At 55.7% G+C, this 13977-nt stretch carries 11 protein-coding genes; 2 read left to right on the top strand and 9 right to left on the bottom strand.

The features are described from left to right. Positions 1–8 precede the first annotated feature (8 nt). On the top strand, positions 9–1394 hold the full coding sequence (locus OGM67_07715) for a glycoside-pentoside-hexuronide (GPH):cation symporter (protein UYJ33485.1): 1386 nt from the start codon (positions 9–11) through the stop codon (positions 1392–1394). 245 nt (positions 1395–1639) lie between these two features. Here the strand turns inward: OGM67_07715 and OGM67_07720 are convergent, their stop codons facing one another. The 4 genes from OGM67_07720 to nrdG all read right to left on the bottom strand — a co-directional run bounded on the left by OGM67_07720 (position 1640) and on the right by nrdG (position 5704). Further along, positions 1640–2410, bottom strand: a complete 771-nt coding sequence (locus OGM67_07720; GenBank protein UYJ33486.1) for a conjugal transfer protein TraX — start codon at positions 2408–2410, stop codon at positions 1640–1642. A gap of 42 nt (positions 2411–2452) precedes the next feature. Next, entirely contained in the window at positions 2453–3499 is a 1047-nt protein-coding gene (locus OGM67_07725) for an alcohol dehydrogenase (protein ID UYJ36208.1), read from the bottom strand. Positions 3500–3736: 237 nt separating this feature from the next. Then, on the bottom strand, positions 3737–5113 hold the full coding sequence (locus OGM67_07730) for an MATE family efflux transporter (GenBank protein UYJ33487.1): 1377 nt from the start codon (positions 5111–5113) through the stop codon (positions 3737–3739). Between the two features lie 42 nt (positions 5114–5155). Further along, a complete protein-coding gene (gene nrdG / locus OGM67_07735; GenBank protein UYJ33488.1) occupies positions 5156–5704 on the bottom strand; it encodes an anaerobic ribonucleoside-triphosphate reductase activating protein in 549 nt (182 codons plus the stop codon). A gap of 429 nt (positions 5705–6133) precedes the next feature. On the opposite strand from nrdG, the gene nrdD reads away from it, so the two are divergent. Further along, positions 6134–8311, top strand: coding sequence for an anaerobic ribonucleoside-triphosphate reductase (gene nrdD, locus OGM67_07740; protein UYJ33489.1), 2178 nt, complete (start codon positions 6134–6136; stop codon positions 8309–8311). 312 nt (positions 8312–8623) lie between these two features. On the opposite strand, the gene rny is transcribed toward nrdD, so the two are convergent. The 5 genes from rny to OGM67_07765 all read right to left on the bottom strand — a co-directional run bounded on the left by rny (position 8624) and on the right by OGM67_07765 (position 13878). Beyond that, positions 8624–10177: a ribonuclease Y gene (gene rny, locus OGM67_07745; GenBank protein UYJ33490.1), complete on the bottom strand. Its 1554-nt coding sequence runs from the start codon at positions 10175–10177 to the stop codon at positions 8624–8626. 351 nt (positions 10178–10528) lie between these two features. Next, positions 10529–11272: a tRNA threonylcarbamoyladenosine dehydratase gene (locus OGM67_07750; GenBank protein UYJ33491.1), complete on the bottom strand. Its 744-nt coding sequence runs from the start codon at positions 11270–11272 to the stop codon at positions 10529–10531. A gap of 5 nt (positions 11273–11277) precedes the next feature. Further along, positions 11278–11541 (bottom strand): hypothetical protein, encoded by a 264-nt coding sequence (locus OGM67_07755; protein UYJ33492.1) that lies wholly within the window; start codon positions 11539–11541, stop codon positions 11278–11280. 32 nt (positions 11542–11573) lie between these two features. Then, on the bottom strand, positions 11574–13256 hold the full coding sequence (locus OGM67_07760) for a recombinase family protein (protein ID UYJ33493.1): 1683 nt from the start codon (positions 13254–13256) through the stop codon (positions 11574–11576). A gap of 94 nt (positions 13257–13350) precedes the next feature. Beyond that, positions 13351–13878, bottom strand: coding sequence for a hypothetical protein (locus tag OGM67_07765; GenBank protein UYJ33494.1), 528 nt, complete (start codon positions 13876–13878; stop codon positions 13351–13353). Positions 13879–13977: the final 99 nt, after the last annotated feature.

The following is a 13977-nucleotide window of genomic DNA, read 5'->3' on the forward strand; positions in this document are numbered from 1 at the left end:
AAAATCTCATGTCTGAAAACACGGAAAGACGCTATTTAAAATGGTATAACAAAGTCGGATACGGCTCCGGCGATGTTGCAGGCAACGTGGTCTATGCGTTCCTCTCCTCGTTTGTTATGATTTACCTGACCGACACCGTCGGCCTGAATCCCGGCATCGTCGGCACGCTGATTGCTGTGTCCAAGCTGTTTGACGGCATTACCGACATCTTCTTTGGCTCGATGATCGACAAGACGCACTCCAAGCTGGGCAAGGCTCGCCCGTGGATGCTCTACGGCTACATCGGCTGCGCCATCACACTGGTCGGCATCTTCGCCATCCCCATGGGCATGAGCGAGTTTGCCAAGTACGCATGGTTCTTAATCTGCTACACTCTGCTGAATGCCGTGTTCTACACCGCCAACAACATCGCCTACTCTGCCCTGACCGCCCTTGTCACCAAGAACAGCGCCGAGCGAGTCGAGATGGGTTCCTACCGCTTCATGTTCGCATTCGCCACCAGCCTTGCCATCCAGTCCGTCACGCTGCTGGCTGTCTCCGCACTGGGCGACACTGCCGAAGCATGGCGCACCGTGGCTATCGTTTATGCCATGATCGGTCTGATCGTCAACACGCTCTCTGTTTTCTCCGTCAAGGAGTTGCCGGAGGAAGAGTTTGTCGATACCACGGATAAAGCCGAAATCGAGAAAGACGAGAAGTACGGTCTTGTCGAAGCTGCCAAGCTGCTGGGTTCCAACAAATACTACCTGATGATCTGCGTTACCTACATTTTGCAGCAGATCTACGGTGCCATGATCAGCATGGGTACCTACTACACTGCTCATATCCTTGGCGACAAGAACCTGTTCGGCGTGTTCTCTTGGGCCATCAACATTCCTTTGATCATCGCACTGGTCTTTACCCCGACCCTCGTTGCCAAGATGCACGGTATGTACAAGCTGAATGTCGGCAGCTATGCCCTTGCTACCGTAGCCCGTGCGCTCGTTGCTGTGGCCGGCTATACTGGCACCGGCGATGTCAAGATGATGCTGCTCTTCACGGCCATCGCTGCACTGGGTCAGGGCCCGTGGCAGGGCGATATGAATGCCGTTATCGCCTCCTGCTCCGAGTACACTTGGCTGACGAAGCACAAGCGCGTGGACGGCACGATGTACTCCTGCACCTCGCTCGGTGTCAAGCTGGGCGGCGGTCTCGGCACCGCCATCACCGGCTGGCTGCTGGCGTTCAGCAATTATGATAAGGCGCTGGCTGTGCAGCCGGAATCCTGCATCAATATGCTGAAACTCATGTACCTCGTAATTCCCTTTGTGCTGGACGCCATCATTACCTTTATCCTCTCCCGCATGAAGGTCGAGGAGGCCAACGATAAGATTCGCGCCGAAATGAAAAACTGATATTCACTATTCTCCTTCTCAAAAAGGGCTTCCGCATCTGCTGGCGGAAGCCCTTTTTCTGTATAGTGCTTTACAGCGCAATCTTGGGGTTGTTACGCCAATGGAAAAGTACCAGATGGCATTTGCTGCGTAAAAAATCTGCCAAGAGCAGTGCTCTTGGCAGCAAAATCTTATTTTATTTCATTGTACGCTTGACGGGATGCGGTTCATGCTGAGAGGGGTGTTTTTGCTGCTTATTTGGGGTGTCAGCGGTTCAGGAACTGCAGAGCCAGTGCAAGCACCAGCATGTGTACAGGATAAAACGCATAGCAGAAATATTGGAACCACCGGCTGTGGTATCCCTGCCGCCCGCGATACAGCCAGATGGGGACGAGCGCCAGCAGCGCAAAGCCCTGCTGGCAGATCTCAAACGAAGCGCCGAACAGCTGCACAGGGTACATCAGGCCGCCCAGCATCTCGACATTGAGCCAGTACAGTGCGAGCAGCTGCCCTGCCAGGCACCACCATGCCCGACCACGGAAGAAGTAGAAAACCAACACCGTCAGCACGCCGACAGCGTAGTAATCGACCATGCAGAGGATTCCCAGCACCGCCCCCGCCAGAATAACGCCGACTGCGGCCGCCGCAAACAGAGCGGGGTTCTGCTTTCGGCGCACCGTTTCCAGCAGATGCACCCCCAAAAGGCCCATCAGCAGCGTCCAGATCACATTCTGGTGTACCGGGTAAAACCATGTCCCGCCGCACATCAGATTGAACGGAACCTCGGACAGCACGGCGAAAACCAGCATCCGCAGTGCGTATTTCCGGAAGCTGCGGGTGTGGAAGTACCCCTCCACCGCCATAAAGGCAAAGATAGGGTAAGCCAGTCTGCCTGCACAGGTCAGCCACTCCTGCGCAGGCAGCAGTGTGGCCCAGAGGTGGTCCATCAGCATAAGGGTCATAGCCAGAATGTGCAGGCCCGCTGTGCTGATGTCAAAGCGGCCTGCGCCGCTGGAAAGGGTTTTCTGATTCGTCATACGGTCATTCCTTTACAGTTGTTGATTTGCGGTGCGGCGGCATCAGTCAATGCTTTGACATTCGACTGCAACCTTTATCACACCGTCCCGCTTGTTTTCAAACAGATCGTAGGCCTCCTCGATCCTGCTCAGGGGGTAAGTGTGGGTGATGAGCGGCTCGGTATTCAGCTTGCCCTCTGCGATGAGGCGCAGCGTTTCCTCGCAGTCGCAGCCATCGACACCGCCCGTCTTGAAGGTCAGGTTTTTGCCGTACATCTCCGGCAGCGGCAGGGTCTGCGCCGTGTCATACAGCGCGACCACCGTTACGATGGCGTTGGGTCTTGCGCACTCCCACGCAAGGCGGAAGGTGGAGGATGCGCCCGCGACCTCCAGAACCACATCGGCACCGCCGTGTGCGCTGTTGGCCTGCACAAAGGCAGCACACCCCTCCGGTGTGACCGTCAGCACCTCGGGATACTGTTCCTGCAGAAAGCGGATGCGGCCGGGGTCCTTTTCGCAGACGATGATCCGCTGCGGCTTTTTGAGCATAACGCAGAGCAGGGTGCATATTCCCGTAGGCCCGGCGCCGATGATGAGGACGGTGTCCTCCTCGGTGATCTCAGAGATGCGCGCCGCCCAGTAACCGGTGGCAAGAACATCGCCGACCAGCAGCGCCTGCCGGTCGGTCACGCCGTCAGGAATCCTGTTCAGCCCGGTGTCGGCAAACGGGACCCGCACATATTCAGCCTGCCCGCCGTCAATGCGGCAGCCAAGTGCCCAGCCGCCGTTTTTGTCGGTGCAGTTGTTCACATAGCCCTTCTTGCAGAAGAAGCACTCCCCGCAGAAGGTCTCAACATTGACCGTCACGCGGTCCCCCGGTTTTACATGGGTCACCGCAGCGCCGACAGTCTCAACGATGCCCACCATCTCATGACCGACCGTGATGCCCGGTACGGCGCGGGGCACGCTGCCGTGCTTGATGTGCAGATCACTTGAGCAGATGCTCGCCAGTATCACCCTGACGATGGCATCGCGCGCATCCTGCAGCACCGGCTTGGGCTTTTCCCGCCGCTCAAATTTCCCTTTCGAGACATAGGTATAGGTCTGCATTGCTTTCACCTTTGCTTTCTGAAGGCCGCGGCCCTATTTCCGCCGCCGACCTTCGACTTTTCTGCGCCTATTATAGCAAGCCCGGCGCTATTTTGCAAAGGCTGCGCAGAATGGGAAAATCTTCCCGCCCGGCGCTGCGGAGCTGTTCAAGACGATGATGGAAAAATACCGGGAGTAAGCCCTATAAAAAAACAGCGAGCGGCCCCCATGCGGGCCGCTCGCTGTTTTTTGGTGGTTTTACAGCTGTGCAAGGGCCTCCTGCTCATGGAAGATGCGGATCGCCTGCCGATAGCTGAAGATGAAGTAGACGATCTCGGCCGCTGCCGTCAGCAGCCAGGAGAAGGGGTACAGCAGATACAGCGAAGGAATCGTGTGGAAATGCGCAAAGATCGTGTAGACCCAGATCACGCGGAACACACAGGAGCCCAGAATCACAATGACGGTCGGGCCAACGGTTTTGCCCAGCCCGCGGGAGGCGGCGATCGTGCAGTCCATAAAGGCGGAGATGCAGTAGGCAAGCCCCATGACCATAATGCGCTTCATACCGGCATCGACGACGGCGCTCTCGGTCGTGAAGAGCATCAGGAACTGGCGGCCGAATAGCAGTAGCCCGCCGCCCAGCAGAAGGCCCACGCCGAAGGAGTAGGCCAGCGAGATAAAATAGCTTTTCCGCATCCGGTCAAGCTTGCCGGCACCGTAGTTCTGGCTCATAAAGCTGGCGCAGGCCATATAGAAGGCCGCCATCGCGTCATAGATCATCGCATCGGCGTTGGCGGCGGCCGAGTTGCCCTTGACCATCAGAGAATCGAAGGAGTTGACGCCCGCCTGAATAAACAGGTTGGCGATGGCAAAGATCGCGTTCTGCAGGCCCGCCGGTATGCCCAGCATCAGGATACGCTTTGTCGTGCCGAGGTCGAGCCGGATGCTGTGCAGATCCAGCGCATAGCAGTCCTCCACCTTGGTGAGGGCGTGCAGGATCAGCCCGGCCGAAAGGCACTGGGCAATCGTACTGGCAAGCGCGACACCGGCCACATCCAGCTTGCAGATGATGACAAAAAACAGGTTGAGAAGGATGTTGACCACACCGGCCACGGACAGGTAGGCCAGCGGCTTTTTTGTCTCGCCGATGGCGCTGAACACCGCATTGCCGTAGTTGTAGAGCGCCAGCGCCGGCATGCCCAGAAAATAGACCCGCAGGTAAAGGATCGCGCCGGGCAGCAGATCCTCCTTCGTGTTGAGCAGCCGCAGCAGCGCGGGGGAGCCGAACAGCCCCACGGCCAGCAGCAAAATACCGGCGAGCAGGCTGACTACCAGCGCCGAATGGACGGTCTTGCTGACATCCTTGGGGTGGCGGGCACCATAGTACCGCGCGACCAAGACATTGACGCCGTTGCTCAGGCCGATGAGAAAGCCGGTGAAAAGGGTGACAAAGGTGGAGGTGGAGCCGACAGCGCCCAGTGCGGTCGAGCCCGCAAAGCGGCCCACCACGGCAACATCGGACATGTTGAAAAGGATCTGCAGCAGGTTGGACAGTGCCAGCGGCAGACTGACGAGCAGGATCTGCTTGGCCAGCGGGCCCTCGGTCATAGATTTGGATTTTGCCTGACAGCTCATGATCTGGTTATACTTCTCCTTATTTATAATAATGGGCAGCCGTCACATGCTGTGGTCGGCAAAGATCGGGTCGTCCTGCCACAGGATCACCCTGCCCGCTGCGCGGGTCTTGTTCATGTCGATCAGCCTCTGGTTGCTTGAACCGCGGAACCGCAGCGAAATATCATACTGATCCTGCACAAAATCGCCGTCCACCAGCACATCAATATACTGCAGGAACTCATCGGTGACCTCACAGCGGCCGGGGCCGGGCTGCCAGATCTCATGCTCCAGATTGTTGCCGGTATAGCACCAGATCGTTTTGTTCGGGTACAGCACCTTGACATTTTTGACAAAGGGCAGCAGCTCGCGCTGGTTCTCCGGCTCAAACGGCTCGCCGCCCAGCAGCGACAGGCCGTTGATGTAGCCGGGGGCCAGACTTTCAAGGATCTCGTTGCGAACCTCCTTGGTGAAGGGCGCACCGTAGCCAAAGTCCCAGGCCACTGCATTGAAGCAGTTGGGGCAGTGGCGGCGGCAGCCCGATACAAACAGGCTGGTGCGCACGCCCTCGCCGTTGGCAATGTCACAATATTTGATCGTAGCGTAATTCATAGCGGTTCTCCTGCGGGCTGTCCTTGCCCTGCCTTGTACAGTGTTACCCAATATCTTGTATGTAATGGGGCATACTACCCCAAAACCTCAACCAGTATACCAGTTTATCCGGTACAATTCAAGCGGGACTTTCTGCATGGCAGGCCAATATTATGCGATATACCGTTATCCAGAGTAGAACCAACCAAAATAGCTAAAATTTTCGCCTGATTTTTGGCATGTTTGTTTTTGAACGATGAAACGATGAAAACGGAATATTTTGTTAAATTTCACACTTCGCCCACTATATATTGTGGTTTTGCCGATTGACTTTTGCAGCCCGGTGCGGTATGATAGTCTTGCTCGCAAAGCGGGCTTAGTACGATTTGACAAGATATACGATTTGTACTGTACGCACCCTGTCTATAGATTGCAAAAAGAGGAGTTACCATGAAGATCATCAAGCGCAACGGCAGCGAGGCTGTCTTTGACATTACCAAAATCATTTCGGCCATCACAAAGGCAAATAAGGTCGTACCCGAAGCCCAGCGCTTGACGAAGCAGCAGATCATCGAGATCAGCGACCATGTGCAGGAGGTCTGCTATAACCGCAGCCACGCCATGAATGTTGAGGAGATTCAGGACCTTGTGGAGGACGCCATTATGGCGACCGGTGCCTACGAGGTCGCGCGCCGCTATATCACCTATCGCTATGTCCAGAGTCTCAAGCGCACCCACAACACGACCGATGACAAGATCCTCTCGCTGATCGAGTGCAACAACGAGGAGGTCAAGCAGGAGAACTCCAACAAAAACCCGACCGTCAACAGCGTCCAGCGCGATTATATGGCCGGCGAGGTCAGCAAGGACCTGACGATGCGTATGCTGCTGCCGCCGGAGGTCGTCAAGGCGCATGAGGAGGGCATCATCCACTTCCACGATGCCGACTACTATGCCCAGCACATGCACAACTGCGATCTGGTCAACCTTGATGACATGCTGCAGAACGGCACCGTCATCTCCGGCACCCTCATCGAGAAGCCGCATTCCTTCTCCACCGCCTGCAATATCGCAACCCAGATCATCGCACAGGTCGCGTCCAGCCAGTACGGCGGCCAGAGCATCAGCCTGACTCATCTGGCCCCCTTTGTTGACATCAGCCGCAAGAAGATCCGCCGCGATGTCGAGGCAGAGATGCAGGATCTGGGCATCGACCCCGGCGAGGAGAAGCTCTCCGAGATCGTTGAAAAGCGCCTGCGCGAGGAGATCAAGCGCGGCGTGCAGACGATCCAGTATCAGGTCGTCACGCTGATGACCACCAACGGTCAGGCACCGTTCATCACGGTCTTTATGTACCTGAACGAGGCCGGTGACAATCAGCGCCTGAAGTCGGATCTCGCCATCGTCATTGAGGAGATGCTCCGCCAGCGCTATCAGGGCGTCAAGAATGAGGCCGGCGTCTGGATCACCCCCGCTTTCCCCAAGCTCATCTATGTGCTGGAAAATGACAATATCTATGAGGGCCAGCCCTACTACTACCTGACCAAGCTGGCCGCCAAGTGCACCGCCAAGCGGATGGTGCCCGACTATATCAGCGAAAAGAAGATGCTGGAGTACAAGGTCGATGCCAACGGCGAGGGCCATTGCTTTACCTGCATGGGCTGCCGCAGCTTCCTGACCCCCTATCTGGACGAGAACGGCAAGCCCAAGTATTACGGCCGCTTCAATCAGGGCGTTGTCACGATCAATCTGGTGGATGTGGCACTGTCCAGCGGCGGCGATTTTGACAAGTTCTGGCAGCTGTTTGACGAGCGCCTTGAGCTGTGCCATAAGGCCCTGATGTGCCGCCACAACCGCCTGAAAGGCACGCTGAGCGATGCCGCGCCCATCCTGTGGCAGTACGGCGCATTGGCCCGCCTGAAGAAGGGCGAACCGATCGACAAGCTGCTCTACGGTGGCTATTCCACGATCAGTCTGGGCTATGCTGGCCTGTATGAGTGCTGCAAGTATATGACCGGCAAGAGCCACACCGACCCTGCCGCCAAGCCCTTTGCGCTGCATGTCATGCAGCATATGAACGATGCCTGCGCCAAGTGGAAGAGCCAGCACAACATTGATTTCAGCCTGTACGGCACGCCGTTGGAATCCACGACCTACAAATTCTCCAAGTGCCTGCAGAAGCGCTTCGGCATTGTGCCCGGCATCACCGACCGCAGCTATATCACGAACTCCTACCATGTCCATGTGACGGAAAAGATCGACGCCTTCACCAAGCTGAAGTTTGAGAGCGAGTTCCAGAAGCTGTCCCCGGGCGGTGCCATCAGCTATGTGGAGGTGCCCAACATGCAGGACAACCTCGAGGCCGTCATCAAGGTCATGCAGTTCATCTATGAGAACATCATGTACGCCGAGCTGAACACCAAGAGTGATTACTGTCAGGTCTGCGGCTACGATGGCGAGATCCAGATCGTACAGGAGGACGGCAAGCTGGTGTGGGAGTGCCCGAAGTGCCACAACCGCGACCAGAACAAGCTGAATGTCGCCCGCCGCACCTGCGGCTACATCGGCACCCAGTTCTGGAATCAGGGCCGCACCGCCGAGATCAAGGATCGAGTGCTGCATCTGTAATAGAATAAGTTTAGCCCCCGACGCCTGCCGCTGTACGGTATTACGCCGGGGGCTTATTATTTTGTAGGGGAGGGATTCATCCCTTCCGGGTGCATTGCGCCAGCCGCAGGAAGATTAAGTCCGAGAACCTGCGCCGGGCCTTGCGATGCCATGCAGTAGGGGCCGCACATGTGCGGCCCGGCACTGTAAAATAAGCACCCTCTTGCGGGAAAGCCTGCGGGCCGGGCATGCCCGGCCCCTGCCGCATCGTATAGCAAAACAGGCAGACCGCCATTTCTGACGGTCTGCCTGTTGTTTTGCTCGTTATAAGCCTTACTTTGCGTACTCGGTTGCTCTGCTTTCGCGGATGACGCTGACCTTGATCTGGCCGGGGTAATCCAGCTCGTTCTCGATCTTCTTTGCGACATTGCGGGCCAGCAGAATGACCTCGTCATCGCCGACCTTATCCGGCTGGACAAGGATGCGGACCTCGCGGCCGGCCTGCACAGCGTAGGAGCTTTCCACGCCCTCAAAGCCGTTGCAGAGGGCCTCCAGTGTCTCCAGACGCTTGATATAGCTTTCCATGTTCTCGCGGCGGGCGCCGGGACGCGCGGCCGAGATCGCATCAGCGGCCATGATGATGAACGCCAGCGTGGTCTTGGGCTCGACATCACCGTGGTGCGCCTCGATGGCATGGATGACCTGCGGGTTCTCGCGGTACTTTTTGCAGATGTCAACGCCGATCTGGACATGGCTGCCCTCGATCTCATGGTCAAGGGCCTTGCCGATGTCATGCAGCAGACCTGCGCGGCGTGCCAGCTGGACATTGACGCCCAGCTCGCCGGCCATCAGACCGGCCAGCCATGCCACCTCGAGAGAGTGGCTCAGGACATTCTGGCCGAAGCTGGTGCGGTATTTCAGGCGGCCGATAAGCTTGACGAGGTCGGGGTGCAGGCTGTGAACGCCCAGCTCCATAACAGCCTTGTCGCCCTCGCGCTTCATCTGGATCTCCAGCTCGCGGCGGCACTTGTCAACGGTTTCCTCGATGCGGGCGGGATGAATACGGCCGTCAGCGATCAGGCGTTCAAGGGCCATGCGGGCAACCTCGCGGCGGGTCTGGTCAAAGCTGGACAGCGTGATGGCCTCCGGCGTATCATCAATGATCAAATCGCAGCCGGTGGCGGTCTCCAGCGCGCGGATGTTGCGGCCCTCACGGCCGATGATACGGCCCTTCATCTCATCACTGGGCAGCGGCACAACGCTGACGGTGGCCTCGCTCGTGGCATCGGCCGCACAGCGGGCAATGGCCTGACCGATCAGCTCGCGGGCGAGGTTGTCGCACTCGTCCTTCATGTTTGCCTGATAGGCGCTGATCTTCATCGCCTTTTCATGGGTCAGCTCGTCATCCACCTGCTTCAGCAGGACGGCGCGGGCATCCTCCTTGGACATGGCCGCGATGGTTTCCAGCTTTTCGGTCTGGCGCAGCTTGAGTTGCTCCAGCTCGTCCAGACGAGCCTCGACAGTCTCGGTGCGGCGCTTCAGGTCCTCCTCCTTGCGCTCCATCTGGGTGGTGCGCTTGTCGAGGGCCTCTTCCTTCTGGTCGATGCGGCGCTCCTGACGGGTGATCTCGGCTCGGCGGTCCTTGATCTCCTTGTCAGCATCGCTCTTGAGTTTAAAGGCTTCGTCCTTTGCTTCGATGATGGTTTCCTTACGCTTCTGCTCCGCAGCCTTGATAGCATCGTTCACGATGCGCTTGGCTTCGTCCTCAGCGCTGCCGATCTTTGCCTCAGCAGTGCGCTTGCGGTTTTCACCGCCGAGGTAAAAACCAAGCGCCCCGGCAACAGCGGCAGCAACAAGAACCAGCACCACGATCAAAATTGGTGACATAGTTGGTTTCACTCCTTATTAAAATAGGAGGATGCGGCGCAGCGGGACGCTTTTCCGTTATGATATTGTTACAGGAAGAAACGCGGCAGGTCGGCCAAAAAGGCGCACAATGCCCCTACACGCAGAATATACACAGAACCGTCTAAGCGACGTTGAATATCGTAAAAAAGCGGCGTTCCCGGTGGGCGACACCCTTTAAGGAGCCACGCACAGGGCAGACCTGCCGTTTGGCTCTTTATTTCCTATATATAATTTTACTTTGCTTTGGTGTAATTGTCAAGAAGAACCGGGGCGTAAAGTAGTGTTTTTCATGCAAAACGCCCCGTTTTTCTGAAACAGGGCGCACAAAAATTATTTTTGACCGCGATAGACCCCCGCCTTGCGCAGCAGATCCTTCACGACCTCCGACCCGCAGACCAGCCCGCAGGCGGCGGGCACAAAGGCATTGCTGGCGGGCACGGTGCGGCGTGCGGCAACCGGGGTCTCGAGTGTCTCCTCCGCCAGCGGCGGCAGGGGCGGTTCCTCCGAAAAAACGACCTTGACCTTGCCAAGGCGGCGCTTGCGGCACTCGATGCGGATGACCTTGGCCAGCGGGTCCACCGCTGTTTTTTCAATATCGGCGACCTTAAAGGCCGTGGGGTCCAGCTTGTTGGCGGCCCCCATGCTGCACAGGATCGGCACCCCGGCCTCCTTGCAGCGGCGGATCAGCAGCAGCTTGGCGCTGACTGTGTCGATGCAGTCCAGCACATAGTCAAACTGCGTCAGATCCACGCTGTCGGCGGTCTCGGCGTTGTAAAACATCCGGTTTGGGTGTACGGTGAGGGTGGGGTCGATGTCCGCGATGCGGGCAGCCATAGCGTCCACCTTGTACAGGCCGAGTGTTGAGTGCAGCGCCACCAGCTGACGATTCAGGTTGGAGAGCGCCACCGTGTCGCTGTCAAAGAGGCTCAGCTCCCCTACCCCGCTGCGCGCCAGCACCTCAACGGCCTGTCCCCCCACACCGCCGATGCCGAACACCGCCACATGGGCGCTGCGCAATGCGTCCAGCGCGGGCGTGCCCAGCTGGGCGCGGGTGCGTGTATATTGATCGATCATTATCGTTACCTCTCTTGTTTTTCCTTTCGCTGTGCCTTGCGTTCCAGCACTGTCTCGTAGCCGGACGACATCTTGTCCGCCATGCAGACCAGCGCGGCCTCCCGGCTATGGGGCATATCGGTGGGCGTCAGCGGCCACATGTGGCTTTGGATGATGTCCTTTTCCTTATCGCTCAGGGCAAACACAGTCTCCGCATTATAGCGCGCGATGCGCGGGTGCTTGAAGCCGTGCCAATGGGTGATGTAGAGCCGTTTATTTATGCACAACATTAGATTTTCCTTTGTGTTGAATAGGCAAGCCGTTAGATTGCCTTGTTCTCAATCACTCGGATAACGTTGTGGTTATTCTCGATGTAATCAATAATTCGCTGGTACTCGTCGGCAAAATTGAAGTCAACCGTTATTTCCCCGTTCTCATGCACCCAAACCGCTTTTACGAGTTCAACCATAATCCCGCGGTTAAGGCTCTGAATGTTTTTGTATTTCAGAAAGGCGGTTAGATACGGGTCGTCGGTTCCGATACCATCAGCCATTACCTGCATTTCCTCTTTCAGATAGGAGATGTTCGCTTCAAGCTGTTGTATCTGTTCTGCAATCTTGCCTTTCAAGCGGCGGTATTCCTCTTTGGTAATCTCACCGCTTTTCCAATCAAGGTACAAGCTATCGGAAGCGTCATTGTACTGTTTTAGCTGCTTCTCTGCCTGTTTCAAGGAATGGGATAATCTCTTGCTTTCCCGGTTGATAACAGGCGCGTTGTTAATCCGTTCAATTTCTTCTGCAAGCCGATCTACAAGGGCAATTTGCATTTGCAACGCTGCCAATACCGCGTTTTCCAACTTGTCTTGCCGGATAGAATGTTTGCTGCAAATCTTCTTATCGGTGTAGCTGCGGCAAGAGTAGTAGGCAATATCGCGGGCGGTTTTGCGCCGCATGGCCTTTTTGCAATCCGCGCAACGGACAAAGCCGGACATGAGATAGACTTCCTGTTTGCCGGGGGCTGTCCTTGTGTCGCGCTTATGTAGGGCTTGCGCTTTCTCGAATGTTTCCCTGTCAATAATCGCTTCGTGTGTGTTGGGGACGACAAACCATTCTTCTTCGGGGACGTTGATCTGCTTGTGTACTTTGTAGCTTATTACGCGATTACGGCCTTGCACCATTACGCCCGTATAAACTTCATTTTGCAATATCCTTACAATCGTGCTGGCAGACCACAAACCATCGTTTTTGTCGGAATTAGGGTTGTTATACTTAAAGCCTTTTTTCTTCTTATAGGCTTCGGGGTTCGGCTCTCCCATTTGGTTAAGCCGCTTTGCAATCCCCATTTTACTGTACCCCTCATTGACAAACCAATGGTAAATGCTTTTGACAACCTCCGCTGCTTCTTCATCTACAATCAAGCTGTTTTTGTCGTTTGGGTCTTTCTTGTAGCCGTAAGGGGCAAACGCGCCTATGAACTCGCCGCGCTCCCGTTTCATCTTGAATGTTTTGCGGATTTCTTCGGAAGTGGTCGCGGCAAACTGCTCGTTGAACATTCCCCTAATAGGTACTTCAAGGCCGCTTGCAGAATGGGGATTTGCGTAAGTGTCAATAAATGGTGTGCCTGTGCAAATAAACCTTGCACCGTTAATGGGTATGAACTCCTCTAAAAACTTTTGCTGGTCGGCAAGGTTGCGGAAACCGCGTGCAAGGGATTTGATAATCATGCAGTTTACTTCTTTTCGGACAATGCAGCCCTCAAGCCGTTTGAAGTTTGGTCGCGCTGTGTCGGTGCCTGTCAATCCGTCGTCGGCAAACACGTCTACAATCACATAGGTTCCCGGCTCAAAATAGCTGTCTACAAAGTCGCGGAGTATCTTTTCTTGGTTGATAACACTCTCGCTTTCGTCCTCGTTGTCGTCCTCTCTGGATAGTCGAATGTATAGCCCAATTTTCCAAAACGGCTCTGCATAACTGCGTGCCATTTTGTCTTTGCGTATGCGGGGCATTATACCTCCTTTCCCCCTATAATTACGAGTTAATTATACCATTTTCGCCCCGTAATCACAAGGTCTTACCCATAGAGTTAGGGAAAGTCGGCGGTTATTTCAGACTTAAAAAGTAATCGCACAATGATTGCTTTAGCGTTCTATCCTCTGCGACAAACCGTATTCTTACGGGCGTATCGCCGCAAAGAAAACAATACGGATTGACGATCTGCTCCAAGTAGCTTTGCATTTTTTTTGCTGCTGGCAAAGAACTGTCAATATGGATATTACGAATATCAACCAAAGTGCTGCGGTCAACCTGTGTAATATCAACATTTCTCATTTGTTGAAGTTGTAACTTGGTAATCATCTTCTTTCCCTCCCGGTTAGCGGCATAGTACAGAATATGCGCTCCGGCTTGTACGATATGAGAAATAAGGCTGAAACGGGCGGTTGTTAGCTGCAACCTCACGGGAGTTTCACCCCGGCCCATGCTTATGGGTGCGCCGCGCAATACTTTGAGGGTGTTCAACGCGGGAGTATCATTGTGCCGCCTTGTATGTCGTCGCCCACAAGCTGCTAAACCTGTTTTACGGCGCGGTAGTTGTCGCTCGACTTTTCCCCGTAGGGGAAAAGCTGTCATGGCGTACCCGCCGACTGGCTCGGTACAGACGGAATGTACCCGTTTGCCTGTTATGCTGCGCACCAAAGGCCGCTTTCTTTGTCAAAGAACAATAGGCTT

It is taken from the genome of Oscillospiraceae bacterium (genome assembly GCA_025757985.1).
In the GTDB taxonomy this organism is placed as follows: Bacteria; Bacillota; Clostridia; order Oscillospirales; family Ruminococcaceae; genus Gemmiger.

Bases quoted from the DNA above. Each gene is read 5' to 3' on its own strand.
- nrdD (UYJ33489.1), top strand. From the start codon at position 6,134: ATGAAGATCATCAAGCGCAACGGCAGCGAGGCTGTCTTTGACATTACC.
- nrdG (UYJ33488.1), bottom strand. From the start codon at position 5,704: ATGAATTACGCTACGATCAAATATTGTGACATTGCCAACGGCGAGGGC.
- OGM67_07715 (UYJ33485.1), top strand. From the start codon at position 9: ATGTCTGAAAACACGGAAAGACGCTATTTAAAATGGTATAACAAAGTC.
- OGM67_07755 (UYJ33492.1), bottom strand. From the start codon at position 11,541: ATGTTGTGCATAAATAAACGGCTCTACATCACCCATTGGCACGGCTTC.
- OGM67_07760 (UYJ33493.1), bottom strand. From the start codon at position 13,256: ATGCCCCGCATACGCAAAGACAAAATGGCACGCAGTTATGCAGAGCCG.
- rny (UYJ33490.1), bottom strand. From the start codon at position 10,177: ATGTCACCAATTTTGATCGTGGTGCTGGTTCTTGTTGCTGCCGCTGTT.
- OGM67_07750 (UYJ33491.1), bottom strand. From the start codon at position 11,272: ATGATCGATCAATATACACGCACCCGCGCCCAGCTGGGCACGCCCGCG.
- OGM67_07725 (UYJ36208.1), bottom strand. From the start codon at position 3,499: ATGCAGACCTATACCTATGTCTCGAAAGGGAAATTTGAGCGGCGGGAA.
- OGM67_07765 (UYJ33494.1), bottom strand. From the start codon at position 13,878: ATGACAGCTTTTCCCCTACGGGGAAAAGTCGAGCGACAACTACCGCGC.
- OGM67_07720 (UYJ33486.1), bottom strand. From the start codon at position 2,410: ATGACGAATCAGAAAACCCTTTCCAGCGGCGCAGGCCGCTTTGACATC.
- OGM67_07730 (UYJ33487.1), bottom strand. From the start codon at position 5,113: ATGAGCTGTCAGGCAAAATCCAAATCTATGACCGAGGGCCCGCTGGCC.